Consider the following 21,506-nt stretch of genomic DNA (forward strand, 5'->3'; position numbering starts at 1 on the left):
TATCACAACAGTACTATTAGCAAGAGTAGTAAAAAGAATATGAATTTAAAAAAATTATTAACATCAGCAGTATTAAGTATTAGCCTTTGCCAAAGTGCATTTGCAGCCCCAGTAGAAATAGATAAAGTTATTGGTGTAGTAAACGAAGGCGTTATATTAAAAAGTGAAGTAGACACCATTATTAACCGTGTTAAAAAGCAAGCTGAAGAACAAAGTCAGCAACTGCCTAAAGACGAAACATTACGTGTACAAGCAATAGAACGCTTAGTTAGTCAAACACTAATGATGCAGATGGCTGAACGTATGGGTTTAGAAATATCTGATAGCCAACTTGACCAAACACTTGCAAATATGGCGAAAGAACAAGGCGGTACAATTGCCGATTTACGTCGTACAATTGAAGGTGCTGGCGAAAGTTTTCAAGCATATCGTGAAGAAATTCGTAAAGAAATTACGACGCAACAAGTAACACGTGCAAACGTAGACCGTCGTATTTATATTAGCGAACAAGAAGTTGATAACCTTTTAAAGATTATGGAAACTCAAGGTCAAAATTCTGAAGAATATGATATTGGGCACATTTTAATCGACATTCCTAACGATGCGACTCCTGATGAAATTAACGATGCAAAAACACGTGCAGATAAAGTAATTGAACTACTACAAGATGGTCAAGAATTTAAGCGTATTGCAATTTCTTCATCAAGTGGTTCAAAAGCACTTGAAGGTGGACAACTAGGCTGGATGGGCATTAACGAAATGCCATCATTATTCGCTGAAGCTGTTAAAGGTAAAAAAAGCGGTGCTATTATTGGTCCTCTTCGTTCTGGTGCTGGTTTTCATATTATTAAAGTACAGGAAATTCGTGGTCGCCAAGTTGTAGAAACAACTGAAGTGCGCTCTCGTCACATACTAATTAAACCTTCAATTATTTTAAGCGAAGAAAAAGCTCGCTCTATGCTTGCCTCGTTTGCAAAAAGATTACGCGATGGTACTGCTGATTTTGGTGAGCTAGCTAAAGAATACTCTGAAGACCCTGGTTCAGCACTTAAAGGTGGTGAGTACGATTGGACAGACCCAACTACCTATGTTCCTGCATTTAAAGATACGCTACTTTCACTTAAACAAGATGAAATTAGTGAACCATTTAGAACGCAGTTCGGTTGGCATATAGTTCAGTTACTAGGTAAGCGCGTAGCTGATAAAACAGAACAAGCTAAACGTAACCGTGCTCATGGCATGTTATTTAACCGTAAATTCAAAGAAGAAAGTTTTAACTGGCAGCAAGAAATGCGCGAACAAGCCCATGTTGATATTTTCCCAGCAGACCAATAAATATGACTTTAAGAATTGCTATTACGCCAGGCGAGCCTGCTGGCATAGGTCCCGACTTACTACTCACGCTTGCTCAGCAAGCGTGGGATGTACAACTTGTAATTATTGCTGATGGCAAACTACTTAAAGAACGTGCAAAACATCTTGGTTTAACTATTAACTTAATAAAATTTGATCCAAATAAACCTGCACTGCCCGCTCCTGCTGGCAGTGTTTATCTTGATCAGGTTGATTTAGGTGCAGAAGTAGAGCTTGGTGTATTAAACGATAGTAACGGACAATATGTTTTAGACACTTTGCGAATCGCAAGTGAAAAAAACATGGACGGTACGTTCGATGCTGTTGTTACCGGTCCTGTGCACAAAGGTATTATTAATAAAGCTGGTATTTCATTTAGTGGACACACTGAGTACTTTGCTCAGCAGTCAAACACAGCAGATGTAGTAATGCTATTAGCAACTGAAGGTTTGAGAGTTGCACTTGTGACTACTCATATTCCACTTGCTTATGTATCACGTGCTATTACGCCTGAGCGTTTAACTAAAGTTGCAGGCATATTAAATCACGACCTACGCACTAAGTTTGGTATTGAACACCCACGCATTTTGGTATGCGGGTTAAACCCTCATGCTGGTGAAGACGGTCATCTTGGACGTGAAGAAATAGAAACAATCACACCAACTCTAGATGTACTTAGAAGTCAGGGTATGAATTTAATCGGACCACTTCCAGCCGATACTCTATTTCAAGATAAATACTTATCAGAAGCCGATGCTGTACTTGCTATGTATCACGATCAGGGATTACCTGTGCTAAAATACAAGGGATTTGGTAAATCGGTAAATATTACCCTTGGCTTACCATTTATCCGCACCTCAGTTGACCACGGTACAGCGCTAGATTTAGCCGGTACCGGAAAAGCTGATGTTGGCAGTTTTGAATTAGCGATCCGCGAAGCAATTAAGCTCGCCCATGAAAAAGCACAAAATCAATGACCGATAAAGTACATTTAGGACACCGCGCCCGAAAACGTTTTGGACAAAACTTTTTATTTGATGAAATGATCATCGATAAAATAGTCTCTGCTATTGATCCTAAGCCAGAGGACAATCTAGTAGAAATTGGTCCAGGCTTAGGTGCAATCACAGAACCTGTTGCAGAACTGAGCGGCCACTTAACTGTTGTTGAATTAGATAAAGATTTAGCACAACGTTTAATTGAGCATCCATTTTTAGGCCCTAAGCTAACGGTTAATCAGGGCGATGCAATGACGTTTGATTTTGCTAGCTTAGTTAGAGACGATAAAAAATTAAAAGTGTTTGGTAACTTACCTTACAATATTTCTACACCATTATTGTTTCATCTTTTTGAATTTGCTGACAATATTGAACACATGCACTTTATGCTACAAAAAGAAGTAGTAAAGCGTATGGTTGCAGGTCCTGGTAGCAAAACATTTGGTCGCTTGAGCGTAATGACGCAGTATTACTGTAATGCAATGCCAGTAATAGAAGTACCACCAGAGTGCTTTAAGCCAGCGCCTAAGGTTGATTCGGCTGTTATACGCCTTATCCCTAAAAAACCAGAACAACGCACTGCAAAAAGCGTTAAAATTTTAAATACAGTTTGTTTAGAAGCTTTTAATCAACGTCGTAAAACACTACGAAATAGCTTAGCCAACTTACTAACTGCAGAAGAGCTTACTAGCATCGGCATTGATATAACACTTCGTGCTGAGCGCTTATCTTTACAACAATTTATTGACATAGCTAATTGGATTTATGACAACAAGCAGTAATATTGGATCGCCTGTTAAGGTATCGGTAGAAACATTTTACGTAGAAGGTCAATCTCAACCAGAGATCGAAAAATACGTATTTGCTTATTCGGTAACTATTCGAAATCACAGCCTATGTAGCGCAAAATTACTTAGTCGTTATTGGTTAATAACCGATGCAAATGGCAAAGAAATTGAAGTTGAAGGCGAAGGTGTTGTGGGCGAAATGCCAACTATCGCTCCTGGTGAAAGTTATAAATACACCAGCGGAGCCATCCTTGATACACCTGTAGGCACAATGCAAGGCCACTATACTCTGCGTAATGAGTTTGGTTCTGAGTTTCAAGCACCTATTAATGTGTTTCGTTTGGCTTGTCCTAATATTTTACATTAAATAATGGCAGCACCCGATGGCTGATTATGCGATAGGTGATTTACAAGGCTGCTTTAGCGAATTTAGCACTTTGTTACAAAGGGTTGATTTTAACCCAAGTAAAGATCATCTTTATTTGGTTGGCGATATAGTTGCACGTGGACCTGATTCTCTTGCCTGCTTAGATTATATTTACCAACACCAAAATAGCATGACAATTACACTGGGCAATCATGATTTACACATGATTGCCTGCTATTACCTAAATAAACCGACTAATCCTAAAGATAAACTAGCCCCAATATTTAATAGTAATAAATTACAACACTACATCTCTTACCTACAAACCCAACCTATTGCATTATATTTAAAACAACATGATAGCTTTATTGCTCATGCGGGGTTGAACCCTAACTGGTCAATTGAACAAGCGTTAAAACACGCACAATTTGCTCAAGAGTGTTATCAGTCAAATAATGCAAAAACATTTTTTGAACGCATGTACCAACCTCATCCAGCAATGTGGTCAAACGAACTCGATTGTTTTGAAAAATTTAGGTATATCGTTAATTACTTTACCCGTATGCGCTTTTTAACCCAAAACAATAAACTCGAACTTATTGCTAAAGGTGCAATAAATAAAAATAATGAGCTAACACCTTGGTTCTGTCATCCAAATATACGCACTTCTACACACGACATTATTTTTGGTCATTGGGCTGCTCTTGAAGGAAGTACTGGCTTTAAACATGTACACGCTTTAGATACAGGCTGTGTGTGGGGTAATACTATGTCATTAATGGAACTAACTAATAAAAAAGTAATTACAGAAAAATCCCACCTTTTGTCTAAATAAACTGAAAAAAACTAATACATCTGTTAGATTTATGAATTAATAGTTAAAATTAATTAAAGTAATTGATTTTAATTACTTAACTTATCTGAATACAAGCCGATAAGTTTTAATTAAGTACCTTTGAGTGGAATCCATATGAATCTAACAGTAAGCCAACGTATTTGGGGTGGTTTTATATTCATCACGCTATTACTTTTAATAATTGGTGGTAATTCTCTAATAAAAATAGCAAATATCGATCGTTCTACTCAAAAAGTGAATCAACTATCACTTCCCGCATTAAATAAAAGCGCTAAGTTACAAGCTGAATTTATTTTAATGAGTAAAGCAGCCCAAGCAAGTTTTTATACATCATCTGTAAGTGAGCTAACTCCAATAAAAAAACAAGTTAGCGAACAAAAACAACTATTCAGTACCTTGCATAGCGAACTACAAGCTGTTGTAAAAAACGATCCTATATTAAATCAAAGTAGTCAAAATGTAGAAAAAACCTATTTAAGCTTTTTAAAAGTTGTTGAGAGCTTAATAGCCGACAAAAACAAACAATTAGCACTTAGCAAGTCTTTAAAAACACAACTAGAAAATATAGAGCTAAGCGCAGAAGACGCAAACTCTATTGTCCTCGATATTATTGATATAGATGGCTTTGAGCAAAACCATCCGCGCGCATTCCAAGCTGCTAACAATCTAGAAAATAACTTTATGTCAGTGGTAAGTAACAGCACTGACATGCTCACGGTTAAAACTATCAACACACTGGATATTGTAAAGAACGAGCAAACGTACTACCTAGAAGAAGTAACTCGTACGGTCGCGTTAATAAAGCCAGCGATAGAGCAAACACATAGTGATTTATACAACAGTTTAAAAGAGTATGTGGATACACTAGAGAACAATATAAAAGGTAATAATGGCTTATCTGCAAATAAAAAACGTTTAATTGACGCTATAGAGCTTACCGAAAAAGAATTAGCGCAATCTGAGCAAGCTACAAAAATGGCTTTGAATCAAATAGATGAACTAGTTAAGCAAGCCAGCAATGAAGCATTTAAACTTCAGCAAGGTGTACGAAGTGATGTAGATTCAGCCAACTTATGGACATGGGTTGGGATGGTTATTGCAACACTTTTAGCTATAGCAATCGCTATTATTACGGTTAGCCGTATTACAAAACCACTTGCAGAAGTTAACCGAATTTTGGATATTGTTGCCAGCGGTGATATGACTCAGAGATTAGATGACACCGCCAAAGATGAGTTTGGTGAGTTATCTAAAAGTTGCAATACATTAATAGACAGCTTACGTAGCTTAATTAAAGGTATTATTTCTCGTTCAATTCAACTTGCTGCTGCATCAGAAGAAACATCAGCAATTACAGCTGAATCAAGCCAAGCAATAAGAAACCAACAAGCACAAGTAGAACAAGCTGCCACAGCAACAACTGAAATGAGCAGTACCTCACAAACAGTAAGTAATAGTGCGCAACAAGCGTTAAGCGAAATCAAAAATGCGGACAAAGAAGCTGAACGTGTAAAAGGTATTTCTAATAACAATAAATCGACTATTGAACAACTCGCCCGAGAAGTAGATGACGCATCACAAGTAATTAATAAATTACATCAAGATAGTGCATCTATTGGCAGCATATTAGATGTAATACGCGGTATCGCTGACCAAACTAACTTACTAGCACTTAATGCAGCAATTGAAGCAGCGCGTGCTGGTGAGTATGGTCGAGGCTTTGCTGTTGTAGCCGACGAAGTACGATCTCTAGCAAGTAAAACGCAAGAGTCTACTCAAGAGATACAATCAATGATTGAGTCACTACAAACAGGCGCAGAAGCGGCTGTAACGGCAATGAGTAAAGGAAAGCAACGCGCAGTCTCATGTGTGGAGCAAACTGACTTAGCGAGCACTGCGCTTGACTCTATTACGTTTGCTGTATCGCAAGCGCACGATGTAAGCGAACAAATCTCAACAGCAGCACAAGAGCAGCAACAAGTAGCACAAGAAATAAGTGAACGTCTTGAGTCAATTGTAGCTATTGCCGAACAAACAGCTGAAGGTGCAAGCCAAACAAATATATCTAGCTCTGAGGTCGCAAAGCTAGCGGAAGAACTTCGCTTGTCTGTAGATGCATTTAAAGTTTAATTTATTTATAGGAAGAATTCAGAAATCCGTGTGGTTTCAATATTATTGAATTAGGTTGAAACCCAAAATTCAACTGTTAATTTAGCTGAACTTTGGTACGTAGTTTTTATTAGCTATAAAATTATTATTTACTATTAGATCATCAATGGATAATAGAAGTGCTTTTAAAAGTTTGTAATTTAACTAGGCTCTGTTGATTTTCACATTACTAACCAGCACTAAACACGTATTGCGTGCGATACATTATTTTAATTATCCATTAAGAAAGAAATGTTATGCTAATAAACATAACATTTTGGGTAAAAAAGTAACTGAATTGAAACGGACAAAATCTTCTTTGGCAATAAAACTAGAAACCGCACAACTTATTCTTGGTTAGGGTTATACATAAGAAGCTAAAGGCGATAATCAATTATCTTTAGCTCCTCCAATCATCTCTGATAAAATTCAAACTCGTGAACTTAAAAAAATCCAACGCATTGAATTGGGGGGAATATTAAACTATTTAACTTTTAATAATATGATTAAAGGCTCTGATACGCTGACCATTTCACATCAAAATCGCTCTTTTGATGTTCAGATCCCCGGAACAATTTTCGTTAATTGAAAGCTTAATCAGCGAGAGCGTTATCCTATTGACGTATTCTTCAAATTATTCAATGTGTATTACAACAGCTATAAGTTATAAAATACCAGCACTTAAGAAAGTAAGGTTAAGACTGAAAAATCAAAGAATACATACAATGGACAAAGACTAAACAGATACGAAGGTAATCGCTAAGGTCGTAACTATTAATAACTATGAATTAATTCGTTATCACGCCAATAAGCTAATAATTAAGTGAAAGCTAGAAAGTTGCAAGATACTTTGCGCTAGAAAATTTATTGGATAGATAATAAACCTAATATAATATGGTGCAGTAATGTTACGTATGTTCGGACAGTTAATCGCTGAGCTTATTTAGCAGCAGCTATTGATTTATTTGCGCGTAAGGTGGTTGGGCACTGTCAACTAACACTAAAAGCACTTTCCTAGCTTATAAAAATCGAGGAAAGCCTAGAGAATAGAAGCCTCTATCAAATAACGTCTGTGAGTTATCGGGTGTAGCCTCGATTAAGTATTCAGCCAACACCATTTCACTAGTACGGCAACTATCAAAGGCGCTCCCCATTAATAAATGGCTAGTTAACTCCATCAAACACACCATGCGAACCTGAGGGAAAGCCGTGTCACCATACTGATTTTCCACGTGGGGAATGCGTGTTGATTTTCAGCGGTATCTGCTGTGCGCCAAATGACACCATCAACCTCCAGTAGTGATAACCCGCACCATGTAGGATGGTTCGCATCAGCTTCCACATTTGCTGACTTTGCTCAAAAACCTGTTTAATGGCATCAGCTCCAAGTAGCTGCCTAACCTTTACAACAGTACTGAGTGCAACGAGTTCTTTTCTACCAGATAAAGCGAGCCCTAATTTACTGACAATACTCACAGTAGGTCTTCACGATAAAACGACATAAAAATGACGGTCCAAACAGCTATTTCAACAGGAAGCCTACTGAATTGGGTGCGTAGCCATTAACCAGAGAAAGTGCGGTAGTGAGTTGCAAAATAAAAGGCTCCTGAAGGAATTCAGAAGCCTCTATAAACTAACCAGAAGATCTGGTCAATGGATCGTTAAATATTTCTTAACTGTTCTGCAATAACCTTAAGCTAAACCTTTTTTTTTATTACTTTACATAGATCATCATCTAACTTTTTTGCAACATGGTTGGAATTATAACCCTGAACAGAGTTACGGGCATTACTAACCAAACGCTCATAATCAACTTTATGCATCTTTAAAAGTTCGATTATTTTTTCAGCCATAGAGTGTGCGTTTTGTTTTTCAAAGAGTAACCCGTTAACACCCTCAATAACAATTTCGTTTACCGGATTAATATTAGAAGCCAATACAGGCGTACTACACGCCAACGCTTCAACCGCAACTAAGCCGAAGCTCTCACGATGTGTAGGAAAAATAAATGCATTCATTTCAGTGTATTTAGTAACTAGTTGCTTATGATCTAATGCCCCAAAGTAAGTAACTACAGTGCAAAGATTCAACGTCAATATTGTACTTTTTAGCTGCTCAACTTCAGCACCAGTACCATACATTTTTAATTGAAAATTATTTAGAAGTTCGGGCTGTTTACTTTTAATTAAGGCTATTGCATCTAATAGTTCAGGCCAACCTTTTCCTTCATCAACACGAGAGACATAACCTAAAGTAAAGTGATCTTCACTTCGCTCTTTTAATGATTTAAATGTACTAAAGTTGACACCTCCGGAAGGAGATACAATAATTTTTTGTTCACAATACCAAGGATATAAAGTAAGAAAAGTAGTTTTAAAAAATTCAGAAGGAACAATTACAGCAGTGCTATGTTTCAGTATTAAGGATGATCCCACCCCCATGACTTTATGCATGATGGTAGCTCCAACCAGATCATCCCCATGTATATTTACTACATACTTTGGTTTACACACAAGTAAATAAGGCAATATGCATATAGTTGAATATGTTAGGTAATGAAAGTATATAAAATCATAATTATACTTACCTATAGCTACAATACCTTGGTATATAAACCGGATATAATTTAATAATTTTTTAAAACCAGACGTACGGTAATCAATAACTACTTTACTTACTATCTGGTAGCCTTGTTCTATAAGCTGATCGTAATTTTTACCTACAAAAATACCAAAAGAAGGATCGCGTTTAGACGGAAATAAATTACTAATAAAACAGATTTTACTCACGTTCACCCTTTTTAAACAATTCAAGACGCTTCTTAGCGAGTTCGGGGAAAATAGATGCTAACCAAGATTTTAGTAACTTATTAGCGATCGCAGGAGTAAAAAAGCTCAACACTGTATATAGGGTTGTTTTACTTCCTTCATTATAATGAACTAAAAAATCATAGCATTTTTTATTACTTTTAGACATAAGATGTCCATAGCGCTCATAATACTGATTAAAACCAACGGAACGATTATTTAAGCTATCTGTAATTCTTGGTTTATCATGGGCAGTATGTACAATATAAGAAGGTCTTTTTATGCGCTTAGCTGAACCAAACTTAATAATCATCCTTGTCCAAAGTTCCCAGTCTTGTGACGAAACAACTGAAATATCAAACATACCTACATCGATTAATCGCTGTCTATATGTAAGCACTTGATTCGATGCTTGATTAAAGTTTAATTGTTTATCTAAATCAATAATGAGTTCAGTATTTAGTAATGGCTTTCTGATCTTCCCATAATCCCAAATATAACTACTACATACAAAAGCATACTTTTCATCAAATGCAGAAACAAGTTCTTCTATTCGAGTTAATAAAAATTCATCGTCATCATCAAGTCCTGTCGCAAAAAGTCCTGTCGCATGTTTAATTGCATAGTTTCTTGCCTGACAGGCCCCTTCATTTTTATCAAAGCAATAATATTGTATATTGTTGAACGATTTTTTTAATCTTTTTAAATACTCTTTAGTACCATCAGTAGAGCCGTTATCAACAATAAATATTTCAATATTTGGATAAGTCTGATTCTGCACTGACTTAACTGCTCTTTTCAATAATTCGAGTCTATTATAAGTAGGTATCCACACAGAAACCAAAGGAACTTCATTATTCAAACTCACCTCCTTTGTCTTTTATCAACCCAAAGCAAAGATAGAAAACAACCTAGTGAAATACCTAAAGTCCCAGACATCCAAATATGACCACTTAATTGAGATAAAAACAATAAGATAATCCCACCAACAAAAACACAAGGGCTATATTTAGAGTCTGAATAGGTAAATTGCTTTGCTGCTTTTAATAATGTAAAAATATAGAAGCCTAAGCTAATTGCTAAACCAGGAAAACCAAACCATACGATAGTATCTATAAAGTCAACTTCAGCGGAGTATTTAACGGGTAAGTATTGTGCAACGCCTGCAGTCCCTACTCCGAAAAACTGTTGCCAAAAATCAAGATTTTCTATATACACAACTAATAAGTCGCGCACATAAACTTCTCGCCCTGACCAAATAACGCCCAAAACGCCCTTATCTGTTAATATCCATAAAAACCTATCATATAAGCCGAGTGCTTGTAGTAAATCAGTAATAAGAAATATTACCACTGAAATAGATACTAGCATTGGTATAAAAGTAATACACTTCAGTTTCGTAAAGTTAAAAAACCGCTCTCTTTCATTTGCAATCGGTATTAAAAAAATAAGAATAAGTGTAGCTAGCATCGCAGTTTTTGTTGCAACCAAAAGACCACATAAAACCGTAAATAACGAGAAAAAAAGATACCATCGTGGCTTGTAATTCCAACACAAATGTAAGGTAAACGAAAATAAAACTATCATCGTTCCCCCTAATTCATTAGCCGCATAAATAAAGCCATTTGACCCTGCGGTTTCACCGTCCCTTAATGAATAACTTGCTCGACCAAACCCCATTGCTCCTAGAAAAAGGTTTAAACATAAAAGAACAAAATTACTAAGTAAAATTCTTTCAAGCCAAATAGCTGTAAACTTTTTCCACTTGACAGCCAATAAACCAAAATAAATAAAAATTGAAATTGGCATTAGCATCTTATAAACATAAGAGAAATCAGCTATAAAAAAGGATACATCAGCTTTTGAGGCAAGTTGTATGATTGGCCCTGTGAGAAGAATCGCCAACATCAAGCAAAGTGCTAAAAAGTATTTCGGTTCCAAAATAAACACAAGTACAAAAATAAGCATCGTTAATGGCAGCTTGTACAGTAAAGATATTTTTAAGTCGACCCCCAACTGTAGTACTGTGAACCCTGAGACTATATCTGCCAAAAGGTATATACTCATCATAAAAAGGCATAGCTTATGTGCAAATGCGGGCTGCTCCCCACTAACGAATAAACGATTAATCATCAAAAATTATCCGGTTCTTCTTCTAACCGCCTACGATACGATTTTATATAATCATCAGTTGATTTAATCACGCGAGCGGGATTTCCAGCTGCAACCATATCTGCGGGGATACTTTTACTAACTACACTACCCGCACCAATAACGCAATTATTTCCAATTTCCACACCTGGGAGAATGATACTACCCCACCCAATAAATACATTATTTCCTATAGTAATTGGGGAGCGATAAGAGCGACGTGAACCTTTACGAAAACTTTCCTTATGAATAACCAACTCTTCAATATGCAGGGTTGGTGAAGCATCATGTCCGAGTAAAGTAGAACCTGTAATTGTACAATTTTCGCCAATAAAAAAACGATCCCCCTTGCTTGAGGAAGAAAATTTGGTGTCGATTATAATAGTATTTTTACCAATTATAGCACCTTGTAATTTATAGTTATTTATCACAATATTATAGGCCAGCGTATCTACTTTACGTTGAAGTATTTGAGAGTGTACAAATCGATTAATCACAGAAAAAAAAAGATACATAAGCTTAGTCATTAGATATCAAATCCTCTGCTAATTTTTGCCAACTATAATTTAACTCAGCCAATTTACGATTTTCAGCTTGTAAAGTTAAATAACTATCCCCATTCAAATTTAAACATTCCTTCATCCCAAGTGAGAATGATATTGACGAATGTTCATTAATCAACATATTATTAGTGGAATCTAGAATTTCACTTGTTGCTGTAACAACACTGCTACTCGACTTAGCCCCAACAATTGGTAGACCACAACAAAGAGCTTCAAGTATAGTTTGTCCCAATGGCTCATAAGTTGAAGACATAATAAAAAAATCAGAAGCTCTATAATATATTTCAGGAGAGCTTTGTCTTCCTAAAAATTGAACTTGTGTGTTCAAATCAAGACTGATGCATAGTTCTCGTAATTCAATTTCTTCAGCCCCTTCTCCTAAGAACCACAGTTGTACATTTTTATCATCTAGTTCTTTAAGAGCCTTAATCGCGATATCAAATCCTTTTGCCTTTACGAAGCGTCCAATACACAAAAAGACTCGACCTTGAAATGGCAAGCCGATTGCTTCTCTTAGTTTACGTTTTTCGCTAGGGGATGCTAAGGTAAATCGAGTTAAACTCACACCTGGCTTACAAATTAATATAGGTTTGGTTTTATTTACGCGGGCTATTTGTCTACGCATATTTTCACTAAACACAAACAGTCTATCGCAGTATTTAAATGCAAAGTATTGCATTACCTTATGCAGCAATAAAGAAACTTTACTTTTAACTAAGTCGAGTAGTCTATTTTGTTGACGGAAACTTGCTTTAGTTTCATTTTCGACAACTCCAGGCACAAGGTAAACAATATTTTTATAACCTGCCATTTTTAGAATGACTAAATTAAAGTGAAACCTGCAGACTGTTAAACATGGATTATGTCTCTTAAATACTTTTTTATAGAGCTTAATAGCATTAGTAACATGCTTAACCCCACGACCAAAGCCAGATGTTTTCTCGGCTTTGTACCTATAGATAATAATACCTTCTTCCAGCTCGTACTCAGGGAGAGATGCGTTAACTGAGTTCAAATCACTCACGACAATAACTACATCATAACCTAATTTCTTGTACTCTTGACCTAGGTGATATATTGAATTTTCAATACCACCTATGTTTGGTTTATATTGGTTGCTAGTAAGCAACACACATGGCTTAATTGATTCTATTATCATACTTCCTTTTCTCGAGAGCGAAGCGTTAATAATAGTGCGAGTATCAAAAAAAGTAGTCCACCAAAAAAAGTAATACCTATACATATAAGTGCTCTAGACGGTCCCGACTTCTCCTCTGGATATACCACTGGAGATAGTGGTTTTAACAAATGATAATCACCAACAGAAGAGAGTAACTTAGTTCTAGTTTGATCTGCAATCAGCTCATAAAATACTGTGCGCAATTCGCTGACATTAGTTTCTAATGCCTGGTTTTTCAGATATTCAATAGCTTCTTCGGATTCTTTTTTATCTTTTTCTCTCCAAAATCGATTAACATCTTCAATTAACCAATTTGTCACGTTAACTGATAATTCGGGAGAAACTGTCGTCACTTTGAGCTCAATTAGATTTTTCTTTTTTAGATATGTAGTATTAATTTGACTCAACAACTTATTATATCCCTCCCAAGCAGAAGGTATAACGTTTTTACCTGGAAGAGGCTCCCTAGTCCACGAATTTATTGAAGGGTCATAAGTTTCTCGATTATAAATTGGCTTTTTAGTATCCTGATCCCACGACTTCAAAGCCAATAGGTCAGGCATTAACTTTCGTTGAGTAATAAATGTTTGCAGAAATCCCCTGCTCTGCATAAATTCTAAAGCCGCTTCAACATCAGAGCCCTCAGAACCACCCAAAGATATTCCAGCCATACTAGCTAGACCACCGAATTGCCCCGCAAGTTTAGATATGCCGCCGCTTTGAGATTTTTCGACTGGGGACAAAAAAACTTGAGCAGTAAATGTATTAGGCTGGTTAAGAGCTACAACTACCGATAAACATGCAGACAGTACGGTCCCTATTATAATCAGCCACTTATACCTGAGTAAGCCCAAATAAGTGGTATTTATATCTTGCTCGATGGCCCCAACATTACTTTCCATAACACTACCAAACCAACCTACACCAAATAAAATGGTAGGCAGTATATCAAAACGCTATTTTTTTTGTAGCGTTTTTTAATACATATACGATTCAGATTGTAAGTGCGCAACTTGAATCGGTAAGGAAAGTTCAACTGAACATACTCTTATCGCTTTCCTCCAGCATTAGATGTAACAATGAAAGTATAACCAACGGGTCTATGAATAACGGCACCATTTTTATTACCAAAAAAACACAGTCGTGAGTCAAAACAAAATGGCTAAGCTACTCAATATTAATTAATAAACTTTTAGCCTATTTAATCTGGTACTAAGTAGGCACTCACTCACACGAAATAGTGGTGTCACATTTTAAATAAAGTGTATATTCCACAAGCCCGTATTATTTATGACCGTGAGGATTAAACAGGAATAAAAAATAGTTTATTAAAACAGTGTTGGTCAAAATAAACTGGCTTTAAATAACATAAAAATTGACCTTGCAAAAAGCAATAATGGAGCTTAATGACAGACCTATAAATGAATTAGGTTACAATACCCAACCAAATTGATGGCTGACCACCTCGCTGCTATCGTTACATATGCGTTATACACCTCAAAATTAAAATCAGCCGTTAAATAATTCTGATTTTATTTTAATAACAAAAAGAAACAAATATAATTCGCATATTATTGTAATCTATTGAAATAAGTAGATTGATGTCACGACCTAATGGATAACAGCTAACATATTATGCTCGCGTAGTTAAATCATGTGAAAACACGATAAATAATAATGAATATTAACCTTTTACCTACAGTTATTAAATTATACAACCAACACAAGTTAGATATCGTTTACTATGATCATAAATAACTTAAGTGTATTTTCGCTATTTTTATTGACCCTTATTTTTTAGAATAATAGCAAAATACATCAATCTAGTTGGTATCCCAGATGAATGAAAAAACATATTGGCACAGTGCCTTTAGTCGGGATCATCTATATTTAAAATTGTTATTTGCATGTTTTCCCAGGAATACTAGAAAATTAGTACATTTACTTAAGCTGTGCAGGCTTATTGACCATACTTATGTATGTTAGACGATTTGAAAGATATAGGATTTACCGAAAGACTAACAATTCAGGCTTTGATATCATTAGCTATGATGTTTAATAGTCAGGTGTACTGTTAAACTAAGCGACTTATTTTTTCATTTGAATCTACCATATTTATTTTTAAGTATTTACCCACTTTACTAAGGCTATTGGGGCAATCAATACTTTAATATGATTGATGGCATCGATGGTTTGCTAGGTAGGATGGCAACGATTATTTTAGGTCTATGGCAATTTCATTTATGTTGTCAGATCATATTCGACTAATTTCATTCTCAATTACAATTGCTATAGCCACAATTCTATATGCCTTGATGAATATAGGCACACCTTTGGACAACGATTTAAAGTTTTTATTAGGAATACTGGTAGCACTGTGATTAGATTTACCGTTATTTGGTTTTTAACTGAAGGTTATCAGAGGGAATCTCGTTCTTTTCAAGCCTTAACTAATCTATGGCTAGCAACTGTTCCGATTATAAATGCTTCATCTACAATTTTTAGACTAATTAGAAAGAAGCAATCAACATTTAAACCAGACCAAGAGTATTTACGTCATATTTTTATGCGTTTTGACTTCTCAGCGAGGCAAGCTTTGATTACTATGTGTATCATTGCGATTGTATTTACATCTCCCGGTATAGCATCAGAGTTGCTTTATATACCAAGCTATATAATATTTTGGAGCTTTGTAACAATAAACATAATCTACTTTTTCAAGATGACACATATTTGGCGTATTACGGTTAAAGTAAGACGGTATTTTAGTGTCACATCAAAATTTAATATAAAAGATTAAAATATGTCAAAACAAAAGATTACCTTGCTTATTTATGGCGAAGGAGGCCATAAGCAGGAGATGAAATTACTTTACAATCGACTTTCAAAGTCTTCTTTAGAATTTATTACTTTAGGTACTACTCCCATTAACTCATCAATTTTACACTATGAACTAGGTGATGTTCGACATAAAAAAAATCGCTTAAAATCATTTTTCATGGCCTCTATCGGTATAATTCATTCTTGTACTCTGACAATTAAGCTATGCTACAAATACGAAATTGTTGGCATAATCTCAACGGGTCCTGGAATCGCAATAATACCCTCTTTAATATTAAAATTATTTGGGAAAAAAGTGGTGTTTATAGAAACATTTTGTCGTTTTTATACTCGATCATTCACTGGTCGTATTATGTCAAAGTTAGGTTGTGAGTTTTGGGTACAAAATAAAGAGCAAAAAAAGCTTTATAAAAATGCAAAGTTTTGTGGGCGCCTATGAAAGTTTTAGTGACTGTAGGCTCTTCACCATTTGAATCACTTATTCGCGCAGCTGATTTTGCTGCTGAAATACTACCTCATTACGAGTTTATTTTTCAAATAAATAATGGTATTTACAAACCAAAGAATGGTACATACTTTTCGTTTTCAGAGACCTTTTCGACCTATATTGATGAGGCAAATATTATAATATCTCATGCCGGTGCAGGTACTGTATTTGAGTTACTCGAAAAGGAAAAAAGATGTATAATAGTCCCTAACTATGAACGAATCGATAAACACCAGTCTGATCTTACTTCTTATATAGAAAAAAATGAGTTAGCAATTGTGTGCCACGAATTACATCATCTTAGTACTAGTATTAAAGAAGTAAATAATTTTAAAGCAAAAAAATACTCAAAAGAGCCCTTTTTTATGACTAAAGAGCTTATAAACTTATTTAGCTAGAAATACCACTTACTTTAAAGGTGAGTGGTATTAGGTAGTATTTTATTTTTTTTGGTTTATTGTATGCTTATAGATGTCAATCAAACTGTTAACATTTTTACGACTTGAAAAAATATCACTAATTATTGCTCTTTTTTCAGTAGATACAGGCGACTTTTGTATAAAGTGATTCTGGATTGCTTCCGCGATATCATCTTCATCTTTTTGCTTGATAACGGAGACACTTTTTGTGTCGCAAAAATGTGCTAACTCTTTTAGCCCACCACAATTTGTAACAATAACAGACAATCCTGTAGCCATTGCCTCAAGTGCAGCAACCCCAAATGATTCCTCCTGGCAAGTCACTTCATCACGAATTGAAGGCTGTACATATACATTGTGCTCAGATAAAAACTGAGGTAAATCCTCATGACGAATATTCTCGATGAAATTAATACTCTCGTAAATACCTAGCTCCTGAGTAAGCTCAATTAGACTATGCCTAAGTGGTCCATTACCAACTAACGTAAGTGTTGCGCTAGGATATACACTGAGTACTTGTTTAAATGCACGAATTAAAAAAATCTGACCTTTACAAGAAATAAATCGACCGACACTAATAACTTTCAGTTGATCAAATGAAACATCCTCTGAAGGCTTAGTAAATATAGGGTTAATAGCGTTGTGAACTATCGATATTTTATTAGCTGGAATAGATAAGTTAACGGTCATTTTTTCTTTCAAAAAATCAGAAGGAACAGTCCAATGTACAAACGTCTTACGACCAGCTTTAGACAAAATTTCTTTATATCTTTTTCTAATTAGCGGCTCACTATTCACGTCAGATCCATGCATAGAAGCAACGGTAGGAATAGTAACTCCTAGCCTTTCACTCACGTGCATCCACGTTTTCACTGCATTACCAGTATGGCAATGAATTACGTCAGGTTGGAATTCATTTAATATTTTTTGCCAATACATATAGTCTATTAAAAAAGGCATTAACTGAAATCTTAATGTTAAGCTTTGAGTAATACGTTCATTCAAAACCATCTTAAATGGCGATAAATATACCTTTGAGAAAGGACGCGATTCCAAGTTCAACCTTTTCGATGTTAATACTGCAGATTCAATTCCACAGTCTTGTATACCTAGAACTTGATCGTAAATAAACGTCTCTGTCGTAACCGAAAAATTAGGTATGTAGTGCAGTACTTTCATTTACTTCCTGTCTTAACTTTTTCAAAATTAGTGGGAGCTTCCATGTAACAGTAAGAAGGTACTGCAAAAAAATTGCTAGCAAAACCCCCCATAACTCTACTTTAGAACCAAAAAGAACAATTGTTACACATAGTACAATATTTGAAACTAAAGTGATGTAGAACAACTTCTTAATATACCCCAATGCAAGAAACACAGGATGAATAGGTGTAAATACCGTAGCTACTGCATGGATAATTAAAAATGTAATAATTTGCCATTTGTAACTAAGTAACTCATTTGTAAAAATAGCAGGAACCCAATAATCGATTGTAATAGAGGCGAGTAACACCACAAAAAGAGAAGGGAATGCTAGCAACACAATTAATTTTAGCATTGCAGCTTTTACTTTTTCAAATGCCTTAACCGCAAGAAGGCTATTAATTTCAGGGTAAAGCACTTGGTTTAAAGGACCTGTGACTTTTGTAGAAATCGTCGCTATTTGCTTAATTACTCTGTATGCGCCCGCAGCCTCAACTGAAACCACAGCACCAACCAATATATTGTCTAATTGCTTTACGGGAATNCGGCTAGAGCAGTTAAATGAACCCCATAATTAAATTTATTGTAAGCTTTTTTATTGAATTCAATTTCAAAATTATTTATTTGTGTGTCTGTATTAAAAAGCTCAAACAAATAGTGGCAGCAACTCAATTGTATAAAAAGATTCCCCGCAGCCAAAGATATGAGGTAAGTGATTACAAAGTATTCTATACCAAAGTTATACCATTGACCTAAAAATGCAAAAGCAAAAAAGAACGATGCACTAATTATACTTTGCAAGGCAAGTGCACCATAACGCTCTTGGTAACGTAAGACGCCAATAGAAACACTTGTCTGATTAATTAATATATATATTGCAGACCACTTTAGTAATTCAGTGTATTCGACTAAATTAAAGGCTTGGACATAAAAATCAGAAAATAAAACAGCTAAAATGGTGCCAGCTATAGCGCAAAGTAGATCATAACGAAGAGTTAATTTCACTAATTCTTTTTTATCACTTTGTGTATTGAAAAACTTAATTAAGCCTTGCCATGCTTGCGGATTAAAACAGAGGCTCAAAACTAAAATGTATGCTTGTAATAAAGTCACTACCCCAAAAGACTCTATACCAAGCGCTTTTATAGATATTGCAACAGAAAAGAAATTTAATACTGACGCAGAGAGATTACCACCAAGTAAAACACTTGCCTGCTTAATTAATTTATAAAACACAGTTAACTCAAAAATAAGTGATGGGTTTACGCGGTACTATTATCAGCGTGTGGATTTATTCTATTTTATTTTTAGATTGTCTTTTTAAAACTCTTACAAAGCGCCTAATTACAACTGTAAACCTCCATATATTCATCATTATCTGGTTGTATACTATTAAACACAAAATAAAACCATAGAACATAATGTAATCTGGTACATCATAAATTTGAGCAATAATCCCAAAACTTGCTAATAAACTAGCTATAGAGCAAATTACTGCTAACGTCATTTTAGAGCCTAGCCCTAACCTTTGTAATATATGGTGAAGATGCTCTCGATCCGGCTGGAAAGGCGATTGACCTTTTTTAATTCGTCTAATAATTGTTGATACGGCATCCATGATAGGAATTGCAGCTAGCCATAACGCGGTTACGGGACTAAAAGCACTAAGCTTGCCTGATTGTGAGCCCTCGAGTAATAGCCAAACCACCGTAAAACCAATAACGGTACTCCCAGCATCGCCCATAAACACCTTAAAGCGTTGACCTAGTGGTATTCCTAAATTCATTAATATATAAGGTACTATAGCAAACACTATTGCAGTACAAAAAGCAGTAAGTTCTTGCTGATTATTTAGATAAAATAATATGCCTAAAGAACTAAATGTAATTGTCGCGAGAGCTCCTAACAAACCATCAATACCATCAACCATATTAAAGGCATTTATCGCACCAACGACAGCTATAACAGTCATGACATAACCAAAATAAGATAAGTCAACAAGGCTACCGCCAAATATAGCGCCAATGTTATTTAAGACTAAACCACCAAAAAACATCATTATCCCAGAAATCACTATCTGTAATAACAAACGTAATCTGAAACTAATATCGTAAAGATCGTCAAGCAACCCAACAAATAATAAAATGCTAGCACAGCCTAAATAAAGCATAGAAGATGAAATAGTACCGGGAAATACAAGTAGGTAAGAAAAAACTACTATAAATACAGCTAAACCACCCACAAGAGGTACTGAACCTGCATGGTGTTTACGAGAGTTAGGCACATCAACTAAATTTATATAAATAGCTACTTTTCTGAAGACAAAAAGGCTCAAAAAAGAGCATATAAACAGTCCTAAGTTATTTGTTATCACTATTTATTTCCTTTTGAAGCATTAAATATCTGCACATTATATAAAACCCAATAAATAAGCGACAGTATTATAGTTGATTACGCCACAAATAAAAACTGTACAAAACAACTATTGAAAAAACAAATAAAATCAATAACTTTCAAAAGTTTAAAAGCATAGGAGATAAAAAATTTTAACACCTAATTACAATAATGACTAACTTTAACATGCTCACAATTATTAAAATGCTTCAGATTGTCGCTTGTAACAGCCAAAAGTTTACGATTCGAATTTTAAAAGCTTTTGTTTATAAAAATTGAAAATTAAAATCATATTTTTTTACATTAATAACTAAAAATATGCTTACTTCAATATATCTATAAACGACTCCCCTCCAAAATAGAAAAATGATGTAATTCAATTGATTTCAATTAACCATGCCAATATCTCATTTACCACTTAACTAATCCTGAACAAACCTTTTTTGTGACTTCAAAAGCAGTTCAGTGTATGAAAAGAGTACGAACTTTATCTAATTTAAGAGTAAAATCGTACTTTCTTTTTAAAACGCATGCTAAATCACTCCATATTTGCCAAAGACTCTATAAGTTTGAAGCTATGAAAATCAAAATGTTATTTCTAAATGTACAATTTAACTTATTGCTACGCGGAAGCATGAGTATTCACAGCTTTGTAGGTCGCGGGTTTTAATGACGACACAAACCAATTTAATATTGAACGCATTAGCGTAAATATCAGTAGCAAGGGCATATGCAACACCTTATGAATCATTAGGGCATATTTATCAATTCGATATATGAACACTTGACAGAGTCTGAAATAAAAACATCGGTAAGAAGTGCTGGCGATTCGTATGATAATGCGCTTGCAGAAACCATGAATGCCTTTAAAACCGATCAGAGGAAAGGATTGATCTTAAAATATGTATACGATCGAGCACACAGCACTATAAGGGACAAACTGTTTTAATAATC

18 protein-coding genes and 1 pseudogene are annotated in these 21,506 nt (G+C 35.1%); 9 read left to right on the plus strand and 10 right to left on the minus strand.

Features of this window, described 5'->3' with window-relative positions:
* Positions 1 to 39: 39 nt before the first annotated feature.
* The 6 genes from surA to L647_RS0111070 all read left to right on the plus strand — a co-directional run bounded on the left by surA (position 40) and on the right by L647_RS0111070 (position 6,492).
* Positions 40 to 1,335: a peptidylprolyl isomerase SurA gene (gene surA, locus L647_RS0111045; RefSeq protein WP_024611155.1), complete on the plus strand. Its 1,296-nt coding sequence runs from the start codon at positions 40 to 42 to the stop codon at positions 1,333 to 1,335.
* Between the two features lie 2 nt (positions 1,336 to 1,337).
* Complete coding sequence (pdxA, locus tag L647_RS0111050) at positions 1,338 to 2,330, plus strand: 4-hydroxythreonine-4-phosphate dehydrogenase PdxA (protein WP_024611156.1); 993 nt, start codon at positions 1,338 to 1,340, stop codon at positions 2,328 to 2,330.
* Positions 2,327 to 3,133, plus strand: coding sequence for a 16S rRNA (adenine(1518)-N(6)/adenine(1519)-N(6))-dimethyltransferase RsmA (gene rsmA, locus L647_RS0111055; RefSeq protein WP_024611157.1), 807 nt, complete (start codon positions 2,327 to 2,329; stop codon positions 3,131 to 3,133). The genes pdxA and rsmA overlap by 4 nt, the downstream gene beginning before the upstream one ends.
* Positions 3,117 to 3,506, plus strand: coding sequence for a Co2+/Mg2+ efflux protein ApaG (apaG, locus tag L647_RS0111060; RefSeq protein WP_024611158.1), 390 nt, complete (start codon positions 3,117 to 3,119; stop codon positions 3,504 to 3,506). The genes rsmA and apaG overlap by 17 nt, the downstream gene beginning before the upstream one ends.
* 16 nt (positions 3,507 to 3,522) lie before the next feature.
* A complete protein-coding gene (locus L647_RS0111065) occupies positions 3,523 to 4,341 on the plus strand; it encodes a symmetrical bis(5'-nucleosyl)-tetraphosphatase (RefSeq protein WP_024611159.1) in 819 nt (272 codons plus the stop codon).
* 135 nt (positions 4,342 to 4,476) lie between these two features.
* Positions 4,477 to 6,492 (plus strand): methyl-accepting chemotaxis protein, encoded by a 2,016-nt coding sequence (locus tag L647_RS0111070; RefSeq protein ID WP_024611160.1) that lies wholly within the window; start codon positions 4,477 to 4,479, stop codon positions 6,490 to 6,492.
* A 1,058-nt stretch (positions 6,493 to 7,550) separates the two neighbouring features.
* Here the strand turns inward: L647_RS0111070 and L647_RS1000000126405 are convergent.
* From L647_RS1000000126405 to L647_RS0111105, 7 genes and pseudogenes are all read right to left on the minus strand, one after another.
* A pseudogene (locus L647_RS1000000126405) lies at positions 7,551 to 8,104 on the minus strand (transposase domain-containing protein); the annotation flags it as partial.
* Positions 8,105 to 8,207: 103 nt separating this feature from the next.
* On the minus strand, positions 8,208 to 9,299 hold the full coding sequence (locus tag L647_RS0111080) for a glycosyltransferase family 4 protein (RefSeq protein WP_024611162.1): 1,092 nt from the start codon (positions 9,297 to 9,299) through the stop codon (positions 8,208 to 8,210).
* A complete protein-coding gene (locus L647_RS0111085) occupies positions 9,292 to 10,179 on the minus strand; it encodes a glycosyltransferase (protein WP_024611163.1) in 888 nt (295 codons plus the stop codon). Before L647_RS0111085 ends, L647_RS0111080 begins: the two co-directional genes overlap by 8 nt.
* Before the next feature lie 2 nt (positions 10,180 to 10,181).
* A complete protein-coding gene (locus L647_RS0111090; protein ID WP_029880447.1) occupies positions 10,182 to 11,450 on the minus strand; it encodes an O-antigen ligase family protein in 1,269 nt (422 codons plus the stop codon).
* Positions 11,450 to 11,995, minus strand: coding sequence for a DapH/DapD/GlmU-related protein (locus tag L647_RS1000000124990; protein WP_050581981.1), 546 nt, complete (start codon positions 11,993 to 11,995; stop codon positions 11,450 to 11,452). The genes L647_RS0111090 and L647_RS1000000124990 overlap by 1 nt, the downstream gene beginning before the upstream one ends.
* Positions 11,988 to 13,190 (minus strand): glycosyltransferase family 4 protein, encoded by a 1,203-nt coding sequence (locus L647_RS0111100; protein ID WP_024611165.1) that lies wholly within the window; start codon positions 13,188 to 13,190, stop codon positions 11,988 to 11,990. The genes L647_RS1000000124990 and L647_RS0111100 overlap by 8 nt, the downstream gene beginning before the upstream one ends.
* Positions 13,187 to 14,113: a Wzz/FepE/Etk N-terminal domain-containing protein gene (locus L647_RS0111105; RefSeq protein WP_024611166.1), complete on the minus strand. Its 927-nt coding sequence runs from the start codon at positions 14,111 to 14,113 to the stop codon at positions 13,187 to 13,189. Before L647_RS0111105 ends, L647_RS0111100 begins: the two co-directional genes overlap by 4 nt.
* A gap of 1,475 nt (positions 14,114 to 15,588) precedes the next feature.
* On the opposite strand from L647_RS0111105, the gene L647_RS01000000124070 reads away from it, so the two are divergent.
* Genes L647_RS01000000124070 through pssE form a run of 3 tightly spaced genes read left to right on the plus strand, consistent with a single transcriptional unit; the run spans position 15,589 to position 16,937 of the window.
* Positions 15,589 to 16,011 carry a hypothetical protein gene (locus L647_RS01000000124070; RefSeq protein WP_024611167.1) on the plus strand — a complete coding sequence of 141 codons (423 nt, stop codon included), beginning with the start codon at positions 15,589 to 15,591 and terminating at the stop codon, positions 16,009 to 16,011.
* Between the two features lie 3 nt (positions 16,012 to 16,014).
* Positions 16,015 to 16,491, plus strand: coding sequence for a PssD/Cps14F family polysaccharide biosynthesis glycosyltransferase (gene pssD / locus L647_RS0111115; RefSeq protein ID WP_024611168.1), 477 nt, complete (start codon positions 16,015 to 16,017; stop codon positions 16,489 to 16,491).
* Positions 16,488 to 16,937, plus strand: coding sequence for a PssE/Cps14G family polysaccharide biosynthesis glycosyltransferase (pssE, locus tag L647_RS0111120; protein WP_024611169.1), 450 nt, complete (start codon positions 16,488 to 16,490; stop codon positions 16,935 to 16,937). Before pssD ends, pssE begins: the two co-directional genes overlap by 4 nt.
* Positions 16,938 to 16,979: 42 nt before the next feature.
* Here pssE and L647_RS0111125 read toward each other — a convergent pair whose 3' ends face one another.
* The 3 genes from L647_RS0111125 to wecA form a co-directional block, all read right to left on the minus strand.
* Positions 16,980 to 18,137 carry a glycosyltransferase family 4 protein gene (locus tag L647_RS0111125; protein WP_024611170.1) on the minus strand — a complete coding sequence of 386 codons (1,158 nt, stop codon included), beginning with the start codon at positions 18,135 to 18,137 and terminating at the stop codon, positions 16,980 to 16,982.
* Positions 18,112 to 18,663 (minus strand): hypothetical protein, encoded by a 552-nt coding sequence (locus L647_RS0111130; protein WP_139015436.1) that lies wholly within the window; start codon positions 18,661 to 18,663, stop codon positions 18,112 to 18,114. The genes L647_RS0111125 and L647_RS0111130 overlap by 26 nt, the downstream gene beginning before the upstream one ends.
* Positions 18,664 to 19,449: 786 nt before the next feature.
* Entirely contained in the window at positions 19,450 to 20,532 is a 1,083-nt protein-coding gene (wecA, locus tag L647_RS0111140; protein WP_343223044.1) for a UDP-N-acetylglucosamine--undecaprenyl-phosphate N-acetylglucosaminephosphotransferase, read from the minus strand.
* Positions 20,533 to 21,506 lie beyond the last annotated feature (974 nt).

Origin of the sequence: Pseudoalteromonas sp. TB64 (assembly GCF_000498095.1) — a bacterium.
Lineage (GTDB): Bacteria > Pseudomonadota > Gammaproteobacteria > Enterobacterales > Alteromonadaceae > Pseudoalteromonas.

What these genes read in the sequence shown, in the direction of transcription:
- L647_RS0111100 (WP_024611165.1), bottom strand. Translation starts at nt 13,190, where the DNA reads ATGATAATAGAATCAATTAAGCCATGTGTGTTGCTTACTAGCAACCAA.
- L647_RS0111065 (WP_024611159.1), top strand. Translation starts at nt 3,523, where the DNA reads ATGGCTGATTATGCGATAGGTGATTTACAAGGCTGCTTTAGCGAATTT.
- rsmA (WP_024611157.1), top strand. Translation starts at nt 2,327, where the DNA reads ATGACCGATAAAGTACATTTAGGACACCGCGCCCGAAAACGTTTTGGA.
- L647_RS1000000124990 (WP_050581981.1), bottom strand. Translation starts at nt 11,995, where the DNA reads ATGACTAAGCTTATGTATCTTTTTTTTTCTGTGATTAATCGATTTGTA.
- pssE (WP_024611169.1), top strand. Translation starts at nt 16,488, where the DNA reads ATGAAAGTTTTAGTGACTGTAGGCTCTTCACCATTTGAATCACTTATT.
- L647_RS0111125 (WP_024611170.1), bottom strand. Translation starts at nt 18,137, where the DNA reads ATGAAAGTACTGCACTACATACCTAATTTTTCGGTTACGACAGAGACG.
- L647_RS0111070 (WP_024611160.1), top strand. Translation starts at nt 4,477, where the DNA reads ATGAATCTAACAGTAAGCCAACGTATTTGGGGTGGTTTTATATTCATC.
- pssD (WP_024611168.1), top strand. Translation starts at nt 16,015, where the DNA reads ATGTCAAAACAAAAGATTACCTTGCTTATTTATGGCGAAGGAGGCCAT.
- L647_RS0111105 (WP_024611166.1), bottom strand. Translation starts at nt 14,113, where the DNA reads ATGGAAAGTAATGTTGGGGCCATCGAGCAAGATATAAATACCACTTAT.
- L647_RS0111090 (WP_029880447.1), bottom strand. Translation starts at nt 11,450, where the DNA reads ATGATTAATCGTTTATTCGTTAGTGGGGAGCAGCCCGCATTTGCACAT.
- apaG (WP_024611158.1), top strand. Translation starts at nt 3,117, where the DNA reads ATGACAACAAGCAGTAATATTGGATCGCCTGTTAAGGTATCGGTAGAA.
- pdxA (WP_024611156.1), top strand. Translation starts at nt 1,338, where the DNA reads ATGACTTTAAGAATTGCTATTACGCCAGGCGAGCCTGCTGGCATAGGT.
- surA (WP_024611155.1), top strand. Translation starts at nt 40, where the DNA reads ATGAATTTAAAAAAATTATTAACATCAGCAGTATTAAGTATTAGCCTT.